This window comes from Photobacterium ganghwense (genome assembly GCF_017329545.1).
GTDB lineage: Bacteria > Pseudomonadota > Gammaproteobacteria > Enterobacterales > Vibrionaceae > Photobacterium > Photobacterium ganghwense.
In genome coordinates this window covers 45,805-58,957 of the sequence record NZ_CP071326.1, presented here as the reverse complement: position 1 = coordinate 58,957, position 13,153 = coordinate 45,805, and the positions used below count along the sequence as shown (strand labels likewise).

General features: G+C 53.8%; 11 protein-coding genes. 7 read left to right on the top strand and 4 right to left on the bottom strand.

The window, feature by feature from the left end; translation table 11 throughout:
* Positions 1–51 precede the first annotated feature (51 nt).
* The 4 genes from FH974_RS16220 to FH974_RS16205 form a co-directional block, all read right to left on the bottom strand.
* Entirely contained in the window at positions 52–1,395 is a 1,344-nt protein-coding gene (locus FH974_RS16220; protein ID WP_242551990.1) for a CmpA/NrtA family ABC transporter substrate-binding protein, read from the bottom strand.
* 307 nt (positions 1,396–1,702) lie between these two features.
* Entirely contained in the window at positions 1,703–2,278 is a 576-nt protein-coding gene (locus FH974_RS16215) for an ANTAR domain-containing protein (RefSeq protein WP_047884899.1), read from the bottom strand.
* 72 nt (positions 2,279–2,350) lie between these two features.
* Positions 2,351–3,253, bottom strand: a complete 903-nt coding sequence (gene cobA, locus FH974_RS16210) for a uroporphyrinogen-III C-methyltransferase (protein WP_053061794.1) — start codon at positions 3,251–3,253, stop codon at positions 2,351–2,353.
* Entirely contained in the window at positions 3,250–6,135 is a 2,886-nt protein-coding gene (locus tag FH974_RS16205) for a nitrate reductase (protein ID WP_242551936.1), read from the bottom strand. The genes cobA and FH974_RS16205 overlap by 4 nt, the downstream gene beginning before the upstream one ends.
* A gap of 642 nt (positions 6,136–6,777) precedes the next feature.
* Here FH974_RS16205 and FH974_RS16200 point away from each other — a divergent pair.
* From FH974_RS16200 to FH974_RS16170, 7 genes are all read left to right on the top strand, one after another.
* Complete coding sequence (locus FH974_RS16200; protein ID WP_047884900.1) at positions 6,778–7,176, top strand: DUF2170 family protein; 399 nt, start codon at positions 6,778–6,780, stop codon at positions 7,174–7,176.
* Positions 7,176–7,862 (top strand): PspA/IM30 family protein, encoded by a 687-nt coding sequence (locus FH974_RS16195; RefSeq protein ID WP_047884901.1) that lies wholly within the window; start codon positions 7,176–7,178, stop codon positions 7,860–7,862. The genes FH974_RS16200 and FH974_RS16195 overlap by 1 nt, the downstream gene beginning before the upstream one ends.
* A 20-nt stretch (positions 7,863–7,882) precedes the next feature.
* A complete protein-coding gene (locus tag FH974_RS16190) occupies positions 7,883–8,926 on the top strand; it encodes a potassium channel family protein (RefSeq protein WP_047884902.1) in 1,044 nt (347 codons plus the stop codon).
* 15 nt (positions 8,927–8,941) lie between these two features.
* Complete coding sequence (locus FH974_RS16185; protein WP_047884903.1) at positions 8,942–9,577, top strand: YjfK family protein; 636 nt, start codon at positions 8,942–8,944, stop codon at positions 9,575–9,577.
* A 45-nt stretch (positions 9,578–9,622) separates the two neighbouring features.
* Entirely contained in the window at positions 9,623–10,039 is a 417-nt protein-coding gene (locus FH974_RS16180; RefSeq protein ID WP_047884904.1) for a DUF350 domain-containing protein, read from the top strand.
* 10 nt (positions 10,040–10,049) lie between these two features.
* A complete protein-coding gene (locus FH974_RS16175) occupies positions 10,050–10,667 on the top strand; it encodes a DUF1190 family protein (RefSeq protein ID WP_047884905.1) in 618 nt (205 codons plus the stop codon).
* A gap of 440 nt (positions 10,668–11,107) precedes the next feature.
* On the top strand, positions 11,108–13,141 hold the full coding sequence (locus tag FH974_RS16170) for a S8 family serine peptidase (RefSeq protein WP_047884906.1): 2,034 nt from the start codon (positions 11,108–11,110) through the stop codon (positions 13,139–13,141).
* Positions 13,142–13,153: the final 12 nt, after the last annotated feature.

Here is a 13,153-nt window from a genome sequence, read left to right as displayed (position 1 = left end):
CAGGTTTCGGCAATGCCGGAAGTGTAATGATTGACGCCATGATGAGTCTCCTTACAGTTTGTCGTTGCCTTTCAGCCCAATCGTGAATTGATCGAGATAGGCGTTCGGATAACGGCCATCAAAAGTGATCCGGTCGATAAAGCCCGTTTGCGGGTCGCGAAAACCATCTTCGGCGACAAAATCCGGAAAGTCTGCGGCTTTCATTTTGCCCTCATCAATCAGCGCCTCAGCGGCCTGACGGTAGATATCCGGTCGGTAGACTTTTTTCGCTATCGACATGTACCAGTCGTCAGGCTTAGCTTCGGGAATCTGTCCCCAGCGACGCATCTGCGTCAGAGTCCAGATCGCATCGCTGTAATAGGGATAAGTGGCGTGGTGACGAAAAAACACGTTGAAGTCGGGGGCCGGGCGCTTGTCGCCCTTTTCGTATTCGAAGGTGCCCGTCATGCTGTTAGCAATAACCTTGGCATCCGCTCCGACATACTGACTGCGGGCCAGCATTTTTACAGCGTCTGTCCGGTTAGCATTTTCCTGCTCGTCGAGCCAGTACGCGGCACGGATCAGCGCTTTCACCACCCGGATATGGGTATTCGGATTGGCTTCTGCCCAGGCCTTGCTGACTCCGAACACTTTTTCCGGATTATTCGGCCAGATGTCGTAATCAGTGATCACCGGTACCCCTATGCCTTTGAACACGGCCTGCTGATTCCATGGCTCTCCCACGCAGTACCCCTGAATGGTGGCGGCTTCCAACGTGGCGGGCATCTGCGGCGGCGGGGTAACACTTAGCAACACATCCGCCTGACGCTGGCCGCTGTTGTCACCCTGCTGCGGGGCGTAATAGCCGGGATGAATGCCACCGGCCGCCAGCCAGTAACGCAGTTCATAGTTATGGGTTGAGACCGGAAAGACCATGCCCATATTGAACGGCTTACCCTCAGCCTTATAAGCTTCAATCACCGGTTTGAGCACATCGGCTTTGACCGGATGATTGGGTTTGCCGTCTGCGGCTTTATCAATCTGCGGTTTAATCGCGTCCCAGACACTGTTGGCCACGGTGATGGCATTACCGTTCAGATCCATACTGAATGCCGTGATCACATCGGCTTTGGTACCGATGCCGATGGTCGCGCCAATCGGCTGACCAGCCAGCATGTGAGCACCATCCAGCTCACCATCAATCACCCGATCGAGCAGCACTTTCCAGTTCGCCTGCGCCTCCAGCGTGACGTACAGCCCTTCGTCTTCGAAATAGAAGTTCTCATAGGCCACCGCAAGTGGTGCCATGTCGGTCAACTTGATAAAGCCGAACTTCAGCTCGTCTTTTTCCGGTGGCCCTACCTTAGCCAGCACCGGCTGTGAAAACAGCCCGGCGCTGATCACACCGGCTAACATCCAGCCATTCACCTTTTCCATACCTTTTCCTCTTCCTTAGCTCGTTAATTCAAACCTGCTTCACCACTCACCCGCTAAAAGCTCAAATCCACCAACAGGTCAAACAACGTCACTGCAAACAAAAACGCCGCTTCCCCAGCGGGGGAAGCGGCGTCGCTTAATGTGTTTGAATTGTGTGTTGCCTGACTGAAATGATGCCTAGCTGAAACGGGGGCAGCCTGAAAAACTGCGTTTACCGGTCATGTTTTGCCAGTCAGTATTAATATTCCCAGCCTTCGCGTGTCCCACTCAGGAACCCTTCGGCTTACTATTGTTGACCGAGGGCCACCAAAATATTTTGCGCGATCTGACCCAGACTTTGATTGTTTTCCATCGCGGTTCGGCGTAACAGCTGATACGCCTCGGCCTCATCCAGCCCCTGTAATTTCATCAACAGTCCCTTGGCCTGCTCTACCCGTCGCCGCTCTTCCAGCCGCCGGGTGACGGTTGCCAGCTCTTTGACCAGCTGACATTGTACGGCTCTGACCTGCATGGCCCGTTCCACCCAAACACTCAGCGCCGTTGCCGAGTCGCCAGGCAGTAACACGTAGCCATTTGGCCGGGGAAGCCGATCTATGTCGTGATGATCCAGCTTGCGCACCATCACCACCAGCGGCCAGCGTTGCTCTCCCGCCTCTTCAACCAGCAGTCGCAGTTCCGCATCCGCCCGTGACCAGCTGAGCACCAACACGCTGTGTGGCAACTGGGTGAGCAGCGTCGGCAACTGGCTAAACCGGCAACCGATCACATTGTCGTACTCCACGGCCAGTTTACCGGTCAGCCTGGCCTGCTCCCGGGTGCAATCACTGCACACCAGTATATGTTTCGCTTCAGACTTCGCCATGAACCACCACTTATCCTGTCGGCCCTGACTCTTGGCCTTCACAGAGATCTAAGCAAGCAGTTCGCCACTTCCTCATACTGAGGCAAAAAACACCTCTTTAGGGGTAAGCTGGTGTTGTTTTGCTAACGTAACTGATTGATTTAAGCTTTCTCGCAAGGAGACAACGTCACCCACAATCAGCAACGCCGGAGATATCCCCTTCAGCTGTTGCCCCAGTTTGGTGAGATTGCCCAATGACGACACATGCACCTGCTCGTCCGGTGTGCTGCCTTTCACCACCACGGCCAACGGGGTGCTGCCCGGCAGCCCTCCCAACGTCAGACCGCTCTGGATCTCCTTAGCCTGCTCCAGCCCCATATAGAACACGATGGTCTGCCCGGCACCAATCAGCTGAGCCCAGGCAGGCAATGCGCCGGACACCACATGACCGGTAACCAGCGTGACCGAGCGGGAAACTTCCCGATGTGTCAGCGGAATGGATGCGGACGCAGCACAGCCGATAGCGGCCGTGATCCCGGGGATGAATTCAAACCTTATCCCGGCGGCGGACAACGCCAGCCCTTCTTCGCCGCCACGACCAAAAATCAGCGGATCACCGCCTTTCAGCCGCACCACATACCGTCCGCTGCGGGCTTTATCGATCAGAATCTGATTAATCGCCGTCTGCTGCAAACTTGGTTGTCCGCAACGCTTGCCGACATACACCCGTTCTGCAGCCGGGTTTGCCATTGCCAGAATCTCATCACTGACCAGCCGGTCATACACCAGCACATCCGCCTTTCGGATGGCCTGATAGGCTTTCAGGGTTAGCAGCTCAGGATCGCCGGGACCGGCACCGACCAAACTGACCATTGGATCTAAATGCCGCCCTTGGCCGGGCACTCTTTGTAACGAGTCAGCCGTGATTGCCGGGCTGGCTTCCTGCACCGTCACGGTAACGACAGTATCCCCGAGAGGCTTGCTTTCCATGCTCATGACTTCTCTCCTTCCGATTCTGATAATGGCTGATTATCCAGTGCCTGTTTGAGCAGTGCCTTGACTTCACTCAGGCACGCGCCGCAATTGGATCCACATTTAAGTTTCGCCTGCAGCCCGTTCAGACTGGCGATACCCTCCCGGCTGACAGCCTGCTGAATCTGCCGGTCGGTAACCCGAAAACAGCTGCACACCAACTGTGCTGGCACCTGCCCGGTCGCAGCCAGCGCCAGAAACGCACTCACCGAAAACGCTTTATCGAACAGGGCGGCATACGCTTGCGGCTCAGCCGTCAGCGGTCGGGCGCTAACCAGACACAGAGCGTTCAGTGTCTGCTCTGCCAGTAACAAGGCAGCCCAGCTCCTGTCACTCGTCTGCTTGTTCGCCGGGCTGTTTAAACATGATGGATTTGTCTCACTCGCCGGTTCAGCAAGATTACTGACACTTTGCCCAAGTCCGTCCAGTATCAGTATCTGATGCGAGCTGGCCTGAGAATAAGGGTTACGGTGGTGCGATCCGGCATACAGGCTCGCTTTGGTCAATGGCGAGCGACAGGCGAAGCGCCAGATGTTAGCGCTGAAGCCGGTCTGAAAACTGAGGAAATCCGTTTCAAATGGCGGTGGTTGCTCGCCAATCCACAAGCCATAACTAGCCACTTCAGGTACGGACAGGCTGATCTGTGCCGACTTAAATGCCGGTTGGCCGGATACCACATCCACAACCGGTGGCACCAGTTGGTTAACCCGGCTGGCAAAGCCGAAATCACCAGCCCAGTGCATTGACATATACAGCTGCCGCGCTGACAAACCCTCGTCATAGGCCAGCTTAGCGAGCACCGAGCTGTCATTCAGGTTCAGTTGAACCAGCTGTCCGGCATCGAGATAATACTGGCGGGCGCTCAGCGGATGCATGTACACCGTGGGCTCAGATTCATTCTCAGCCAGCCGGGCAATATGGCCGGTACGGGTCATGGTATGCCATTGATCCCGCTGCCGCCCGGTATTGAGCCACCAACTCTCCGAGCCAACGTTATTACCATTGCTGCTGGTGCTGACATCGCTGCTGTTGCTGATAATGCGCCCAAAAACCGATGTAGCATGCGCAGCACCCTCAACAGATACAGGTGGGACGTCAGACCGCACTGCCACCAAGTTGGCACGACCGCTTTGCGTCGGAAACTGCCCATCACTGAACAAATGACACTTCCGGCCCAACGGCCAGCGTTGTGGCTGCCAGCGGGCATAATCGTCATCGCTCAGTGTCGCCAGTTCGGAGAGGTCAAACTGCAACGAAGTGTCACGGTTGATGCCACTCAGTGCCGCAAATTCACGGAAAATGGCGGAAACGCCGGGAAAATCAAACCCTCTGAACCCCGCCCTCTTGGCCACTTCACAGATTGCCCACCAGTCCGGGCGAGCCTGTCCCGGTGCGGGCAAAAATGCCCGCTGGCGGGTCAGCATGCGCTCAGAATTTGTCACCATCCCTTCTTTCTCCCCCCAGCCCGCCGCCGGCAGCAAAATGTCCGCATACGCCGCGGTGTCAGCATCCGGTGAAATATCAGAAACCACCACACAGTCGCAGCGCTGCAGAGCCTCCACCACTTTTCGGCTGTCCGGCAGCGAGACCACCGGATTGGTTGCGATGACCCAGACAAACTTGATACGCCCGTCATACATGGCATCAAACAGATCGACCGCTTTCAGACCGGGACGCTCCGCCATGTTCGGCGCCTGCCAGAATGTCTGCACCGCTGCCACCGAATCCGGGTCAAAACCACGGTGCACTGCCAGCTGGTTGGCTAGCCCGCCTACCTCTCGCCCCCCCATCGCATTGGGCTGCCCGGTCAGCGAAAACGGTCCGGTGCCGGGCTTGCCGATCCGCCCCGTTGCCAGATGGCAGTTAATGATCGCATTGGCTTTATCCGTCCCCGAGGCAGACTGGTTCACGCCCTGACAGAACAGTGTCAGCGTATTGGGGTTATCCCGAAACAACCGATAAAAAGCCTCCAGGGTATCGCGGGTGATTCCCAGCGCATCGGCCGCCGCCGTGAGCTGATACACTTTGCGGTTAATCTCCTGCTCCAGCGCCGCCATACCTTCACAATGCTGAGCAATGAACGTCGTATCCAGCTGGTTTTGTTCATGCAGGTAACGCAACAAGCCGTTAAACAACAAGACATCGCCATCATTAGCAATAGGCAGGTGCAAATCAGCCTGCCTAGCGGTAATGGTCCGTCTTGGATCAATCACAACCAGGCGCAGCGCCGGGTTGCGTTCCCTTGCCTGCTGAATCCGGCGAAACAGCACTGGATGGGTCCAGGCCGTATTCGCGCCGACAATCACGATCAACGACGCTTTCGCAATATCATCGTAATGAACCGGCACCAGATCTTCGCCAAACGCACGCTGGTGCGCCGCAACCGCAGAGGACATACAGAGGCGGGAATTGGTGTCAATATTGGCTGAACCGACAAAGCCTTTCATCAGCTTGTTGGCCACGTAGTAATCTTCCGTCAGCAATTGCCCGGAAACATACATCGCGACGCTATCCGGGCCATGTTCGGCAATGGTCGAAGTCAGCTTTTCGGCAATGGTACTGATGGCCTGATCCCAACTGATGTTGTGGACATTTGCCTGCTGACGCAACCTCGGATACAGCAAACGGTTAGGTAGTGACAGACTCTCTTTCAGGGTGGCCCCTTTTACGCATAATGCCCCCTGATTTGCCGGGTGATTATCATTCCCACGGATCTCGGTACACCCGGCAGCACCGCGTAATCTCCCCTTATCCACGTCGATGTTAACCCCGCAGCCGACCCCGCAATAGGGACAGGCAGACTGAATCGTTAGCGGCGTTACCTGTTCCATGTTCTTCCCGCTCATAACCACTCCTTTGACGCAACCAACAGGCAAAAAAAAGCCACACCCCGTAAAGGGCGTGGCCGCATTGCCTGAAAATCATAACCTGAGATTGTATGTACTTTATGCAAGTGACTTCATTACTGAACGCATGACATCGTTAAACGAAATAGTGGTTAAACGAAAGACATGGTTAAAGTTAATGTTTCATTCGCCTGATTGACAATGCATGATTCAAGCCAACATCCGCCATTAAGAGGCCATCAGGCATTCTCACCGTCCTCCCAGCGCTGCTGCCACCAGCACCCATCGGTTGTCGAAAACAGTTACGTGCCAGCAGCAAGCGCTTCAAGTCGGGGGGACATGAGGCCAACGAGGCGGGATAGAAGTGCGATTGGTGGATCCCTGCTCACCAAAGCTGAGCAAGCTTGCCCTGTTTTGGTGATGGTGAAGGTGAAAAAACATACACAGGACACCCCTTCGATTCCAATTGCCTCGGAACTCACGTCCGGAATTACAGTCAGTAAAGTTACGTTCTCTTTATTACCTCACAAAAATCGCAACAAATGCGTAGCACACTATGGTAATTAGACCGTCACACTTCATAATATGAAATCTGTTTTTTATTCCAAACAGACACAAAGCCATAAAGGATAGGTATCGAATATGACATGGCAATTATCTGAGCTTCATACTCTCCTGAGTGAACACGAAGGATGGCAGGTTGAAGCCAACGAGCAAACTCTGATTATCCGCAACGAAGACAACATTGAAGCGTTTCTGGCCATTGCCGGTGAACAGATTCTGGTTGAAGTCCTGCTGTTTGCCCAGCATCAGGTCAAAGACGTTGCGGCTTTGAACGAAGAGATCCTGCGTACTCACAAGCTGTTCCCACTCTCGACCATCGGGATTAACGAGATTGATCACACCAGCTATTACGTCGCATTTGGTTCTTTGTCTTCACAGTCAAAAGCCGAAAGTGTAGTGATTGAAGTGGCGACCTTGTTCCGCAACGTCGAAGCTTTCATTGAACTTTATCAGGATCACTTGCAGGAGATCGCATAATGAGCGTTTGGAAAAAACTGTTCTCGGCCCTTAAAGGCGGTGTCAACGAAACAGCCGAAGCGGTCGCAGACAGTCAGGCACTGCGAATTCTGGATCAGGAAATTCGTGAAGCGAAAAACGAGCTGCGCCGCTCTGATGAAGCATTAGTCGGCATCGTGGCCAAACGTAAGTTGTCTCAGCAAAAGGTCGACAGCTTCAGCAAAGGTATTGAAGAGTATGAAGGCCATGCCCGTTCTGCCATGGAAAAAGGCCAGCAGGATCTGGCGCTGGAATGTGCCCAGAAGGTTGCAAACCTGCGCAATGAACAGCAAGCTGAACAGATTTACCTGGATCAATTTGTCGCCTCTGAGCAGAAAATGCGCTCTAACATCAGCCAGGCAAAAGACAAATTGCGTCAGCTTGAGCAACAGGTTGATGTGGTGAAAGCCAACGAAGCCGTGCAAAAAGCTCAGTCTGCTGTTTCAGCCACCAATGTCGGTGCTAACACCAAAATGCACACGGCAGTCGAATCACTGGAACGCATCAAACAGCGTCAGGCTGAGAAAGCCGCCCAGTTGGAAGCCGCGGCAGAAATGGCCGAAGCCCAGTCAGGCAGCAGCCTGGACAAGAAGCTGGCTGATGCGGGGATTACTTCAGGCAAATCGGCCTCTGCGGAAGACGAGCTGAAACGTATCCTCGGCCAGTAACAGACCATTAAGGAGGAACAATGTCTCTGTGGCTTGTGTTCCGTCGCTGGGCTGCGTCCCAGTTTCACGCCCTGAGTGGTCGAAACCTCCTGCTGATGATCCTTGGCTACACCGTAGTCAGTTATCTCCTGCTCACCCTTGCCGGTGAGCAGGCGCTTGTCTCGCCTGTAACCGATTACCTGTACTATTTGGTCGTCACAGCGTCCACAGTCGGTTACGGTGACATGTCTCCGTCGACAACGGCCGGAAAATGGATTGTCATGCTGGTTGTGATACCAGGCGGCTTGGGTCTGTTTGCTCTGACTCTCGGTCGGGTAGCCAGTGTCCTCATTGAATATTGGAAACAAGGCCAGTTAGGCAGAAGGAAAGTAACGGTGAATAACCACATTCTGCTGCTGGGGTGGAACGAGCAGCGCACCCTGCACCTAATTAAAATGCTGCAATACGAAGAGAAAGGCCACCGAGCGATTGTCTTGTGTGTACGTGCCGATATTGAAAACCCGCTGCCGGGTGAAATCGAGTTTGTCCGTGTGCCAAGCTTTACCGACAGCGATGGCATGGCGCGTGCCGGCGTTGACACCGCCAGTTGCATTCTGATCGATAACCCGGAAGACGACATCACTCTGTCGGCCGCCTTATTCTGTGCCAACCGCAATCCGCAGGCGCATCTGCTGGCTTATTTCAACGACGAATCGCTCAGCGTGCTGCTGAAACACCACTGTCCGAATGCGGAGTGCATTCCGTCTGTGGCAGTCGAGATGCTGGCAAAATCGGCAATCGATCCGGGATCCAGTGAACTGCATCATGAGCTGCTCAGCACCCACAAGGGAATGACGCAGTATTCCGTTCACTATCCCGAGAACGAGCCGGCCACTACAGTGGGTGCCCTGTTCGGCATCTTTAAAACCGATTACGACGCGATTCTTATCGCCGTGGACAGTGGTCAGGGTGTGGCGCTGAATCCGTCACTGGATATTTCTGTACCTCCAGGTGCAAAAATCTTTTATATCGCTGACGAGCGGGTTGAGCATTTCAACTGGTCTCGCATTACAGCGAGTTCATGACCGACCGGAGTCGTTATGTTTGACTGGTTTAAAAAGAAAAAAGCCCCTGAAGCCCAACCGGACCCTAGTCCGGAGATCATGGGACTTCGCCTGGGTGGCGCTTTCGAACTGGATGATCTCAAGCTCAAGCTGATTGAGCCTCAACTCATTATCGAAGGTGCCTCGCGCACTCAGCTGATCAAGGCGGTTGGGGAAGTCCGGCTGGATGCACAAACCCGGCTGTTGCGCTACTACACCGATGACGACGGCTTCATTCAGGTGCTGACGCATGGTGATAGCGAGGCTGATATCAGTGAAGTGAAACTGTATTACTTCTATGAATCTCGCCCGATTGATTCGCCGTCCCAGTGGCAGTCGATGCTGGATAACCAGATTGTCCAGTCGCACTGGGAGCTGGAAGGCCATCGTTTTGACAAAGTGTGGGAAAATACCCGCCCAGTGGCCATGACGGAAAAAACCTGGCTGGAAAACGGTACTGTCTCGGAAACCGATCAATTTGTAATGGTCTACGAGCGGGACACCGGTGACGGGCAGTTTGAATCCCTGATGGTTGCCGGAGAAGAGAAAATCTACCGCAATCAGGCTGAACGTTGCCTCGCGCTGAGCACCGGTTTCGACCTGTCTCCGACCGACTTCCGATTAATCGGATAATTTTTCAATGACACCACTTAATCAACTTAACCAAATGGAATCCACATGGAAGTAATTGCTCAATCTCTTGCTGGCCTTGGCTCATTTCTGCTGTATTTTTCACTGTCTCTGGTGTTCTTGCTGCTGTTTAAATTCGTCTATGTTCGCTTCACCCCGCATGACGAATGGAAACTGGTAAAAGAAGAACAGAACATCGCGGCGGCGATTGGTCTGTCAGGTTCGATCATCGGCTACTGTCTGGCTATTGCTGGTGCTGCCAGTAACTCCGTGGGTCTCATCGACTTTGCGCTATGGGGTATTGTGGCACTGCTGGCACAAATGCTGGCTTTCTGGATTCTGCGCTTTGGCTTCATGCCACGTATCGTTGAACGTATCGAAGCGGGTGAAATTCCGGCCGGTATCATGATGGCGGCAACATCGGTTTCAGTCGGTCTGCTCAATGCAGCGTGCATGACCTACTAAGGGGGCTGACATGAAACGCAGTAAAAATGTCGTACTGGCCAGTATGCGCAAAAACTGGCGTCCAGCCAGTGCCGTGCCGGTTACCGTCGCTTTTGCCAGCTTCGCGCTGTCAGGCTGCAGTGACAACGGCCAGGAAGCAACCATCTACGAAACGCTGAAAGATTGTGAAAGTGACAATCCGAGTTATACCCAAGAGTGTAAAGCGGCCTACCAGAATGCACTGGACGAAGCCGCCCGCACCGCGCCGAAATACAACAGCCGGTATGACTGTGAATCAGAATTTGGGGCCAATGCCTGCGTGCAGTCCCAGAGCAACAACTGGTTTATGCCTGCAATGGCAGGGTTCATGTTTGGCCGAATGATGGACCGGGACCGCGGGTATTACTCACAACCCATGTTCTCGTCCTACTACCCGGGCAGCACTTTCTACAACCGCTGGACGACGGCAGACGGTTATGACTACGGCAATAGCCGTTATAAAAAGTCCAAGGTAATCGTCAGCCGCGACCATATGAAACCAAAACCCACGGTTACCCGTACAATTTCCCGTGGTGGCTTTGGCTCAACTGTCGCCGCAAAATCCAGCTGGAGCAGCAGTAGCCGCTCTTCAGGGAGCTGGGGCGGATAACGCGTTACGGTCAGCACCCCGGAGTGGCATTACGCCGCCCCCAACGACCTTTAAGCCAGCCGGTTCAACCGGCTGGTTTTTTTATACCTTTTTACACCTTACCTGTGTGCCATCCCCCGGCAGATGAATACATCGCTGCATAATATTCCTTATCGCGCCCAACACCGCATAAACAATCAATTCAAAAACATAATTTTCACAGCATAAACTTCTTTCGAATTACAACAAAAGAGATTAATTCTCATTTTCAATGTTTACCTATCCAGTTGATAATTTGACCTTATCGCCAAGATTTGAACGTATTTTATAAACTTACTCCATTTTCGTTCGCCTCTGAACTATATGTAAGCCGTTGCTTAGCGAGCACTATTTCGCTATCCGAGCAACAAACACACATTTATAAAATGAAAAATATATTCAACAAAAAAGGATAAAATCACATGCAAAGGACACACACCCTAGGTTGGCTGGGATGTTCACTATCAGCAGTGGCGATGGCTGTCAGTATGAGTACGGCGGCACAGGCGGATGAACTGGCGAATTTTGGCAAACCGGATATGCCGGTGAAATACATTGTCAAATTCAAAGATCAGCCTGAGACGGGATTATTCAGTTTCCGCTCACTCTTTTCCGGTCCTCGGGTTGCAGGCGAAGCACTACTGACACGCCATAAAGCCAAAGGCATTGAAAAGATTGGTTCTCATCCCGCGTACAGTGCCGAACTGGATTCTCAGTCAGTGGCCGAACTACGCAACAATCCGGATGTGGAATACGTCGAAGTCGATCCACCTCGTTACCTGCTGAGTGAAACCCTGCCTTGGGGCCAGACGTTTGTCGGCGCGACGCAACTGGATGATTCAATGACCGGTAACCGTACCGTCTGTATTATCGATTCGGGTTACGATCTGGCGCATAACGACCTGAGCGGCAACAGAGTGAACGGTACCAACGACAGCGGTACCGGCAGCTGGTCAGTACCGGGCAACAACAACGCACACGGTACGCACGTTGCGGGCACGATTGCCGCCATTTCTAACAATGAAGGCGTGGTGGGGGTAATGCCTAACCAGAACGTGAACCTGCACATCGTGAAAGTGTTCAATGAATCCGGCTGGGGGTATTCATCAGGGCTGGTGAAAGCCATCGACACCTGTGTGAACAATGGCGCTAACGTGATCAACATGAGCCTCGGGGGCAGCCAGTCGAGCCGCACCGAAGAAAATGCACTGGCCAACCATTACAACAACGGCGTCCTGCTGATTGCAGCAGCGGGTAACGATGGCAATACCGCACACAGCTACCCAGCTTCATACGATTCTGTCGTGTCTGTTGCCGCCGTGGATAACCAGGAGCATCACGCTGACTTCTCTCAGGCCACAAACCAGGTTGAAATCGCGGCACCGGGTGAAGCCATTCTGTCGACGGTCACACTGGGTGAAGGCCGTCTGGCGAATATCACTCTGAACGGTCAAAGCCTTTTCGACCGCGGCATTGTGCCACATAACCGCCTGGTTAACCGTGGCGGCTCATTTGTCCCTGAACCGGTTCCGGGCAGTGTGACAGCACCGCTGGCCGTGTGTGACACCAGCAATGGCAATTTCAACTGTGGCGATATGACGGGCAAGATCTGTCTGACCGAACGTATCGGCAACCAGAGCTCTGGCGTCTATCCGGAAGTTGATGCCGTTGCCGCCTGTTACAACGCCGGCGCATCAGCCGCTGTCGTATACAGTAACAATGAGCTGGCAGGCTTGCAGAACCCATTCCTGGTTGACCGCTACGACAGCTACAACATGATCTCCGTTTCGGTAGACCGCGCGCTGGGTCTCGAACTGGCGAACCAGGCTGGCCAGCAGCTGACAGTTTCCAGTACGATCAATGAAGACTACGAGTACTACAATGGGACATCCATGGCGACGCCACACGTTACTGGTGTTGCAGCCCTGGTGTGGAGTTACCACCCTCAATGTACAGCCCAGCAGGTGCGTCAGGCGCTGCGCGCCACGGCGAAAGACATCGACGTTGCCGGTCGTGATGACCGTACCGGTCATGGTCTGATCAATGCGGTAGCAGCGAAAGAGTACCTGGATGCAGGCTGTAACGGTCCGGACGGCGGCCAGACCGGAACCGGTATGGATTACGAAAATACCCAGTCTGTCAGCATTCCTGATAACCAGACGACAGGTATCACCAGCACGCTGGCTGTCAGCCATCAGGGCGATGCCGGTGTCGTGACCGTTGATCTGAACATCACACACACTTACATTGGTGACTTGAATGTGACACTGCTCGCGCCAAACGGTGACTATGTGGTACTGCACAGCAACAGCGGCGGCTCAACCAACAATATCGTGCAATCTTACCAGGCTGACTTCAGCGGCGTAGAAGCCAACGGTACCTGGCAGTTGAAAGTTTACGATAATGCCCGTCGTGACACTGGCACCCTGAACAGCTGGGGTCTTCATTTTAACTAATCAGGGGAATCA

What these genes read in the sequence shown, in the direction of transcription:
- FH974_RS16220 (WP_242551990.1), bottom strand. Translation starts at nt 1,395, where the DNA reads ATGTTAGCCGGTGTGATCAGCGCCGGGCTGTTTTCACAGCCGGTGCTG.
- FH974_RS16215 (WP_047884899.1), bottom strand. Translation starts at nt 2,278, where the DNA reads ATGGCGAAGTCTGAAGCGAAACATATACTGGTGTGCAGTGATTGCACC.
- cobA (WP_053061794.1), bottom strand. Translation starts at nt 3,253, where the DNA reads ATGAGCATGGAAAGCAAGCCTCTCGGGGATACTGTCGTTACCGTGACG.
- FH974_RS16205 (WP_242551936.1), bottom strand. Translation starts at nt 6,135, where the DNA reads ATGAGCGGGAAGAACATGGAACAGGTAACGCCGCTAACGATTCAGTCT.
- FH974_RS16200 (WP_047884900.1), top strand. Translation starts at nt 6,778, where the DNA reads ATGACATGGCAATTATCTGAGCTTCATACTCTCCTGAGTGAACACGAA.
- FH974_RS16195 (WP_047884901.1), top strand. Translation starts at nt 7,176, where the DNA reads ATGAGCGTTTGGAAAAAACTGTTCTCGGCCCTTAAAGGCGGTGTCAAC.
- FH974_RS16190 (WP_047884902.1), top strand. Translation starts at nt 7,883, where the DNA reads ATGTCTCTGTGGCTTGTGTTCCGTCGCTGGGCTGCGTCCCAGTTTCAC.
- FH974_RS16185 (WP_047884903.1), top strand. Translation starts at nt 8,942, where the DNA reads ATGTTTGACTGGTTTAAAAAGAAAAAAGCCCCTGAAGCCCAACCGGAC.
- FH974_RS16180 (WP_047884904.1), top strand. Translation starts at nt 9,623, where the DNA reads ATGGAAGTAATTGCTCAATCTCTTGCTGGCCTTGGCTCATTTCTGCTG.
- FH974_RS16175 (WP_047884905.1), top strand. Translation starts at nt 10,050, where the DNA reads ATGAAACGCAGTAAAAATGTCGTACTGGCCAGTATGCGCAAAAACTGG.
- FH974_RS16170 (WP_047884906.1), top strand. Translation starts at nt 11,108, where the DNA reads ATGCAAAGGACACACACCCTAGGTTGGCTGGGATGTTCACTATCAGCA.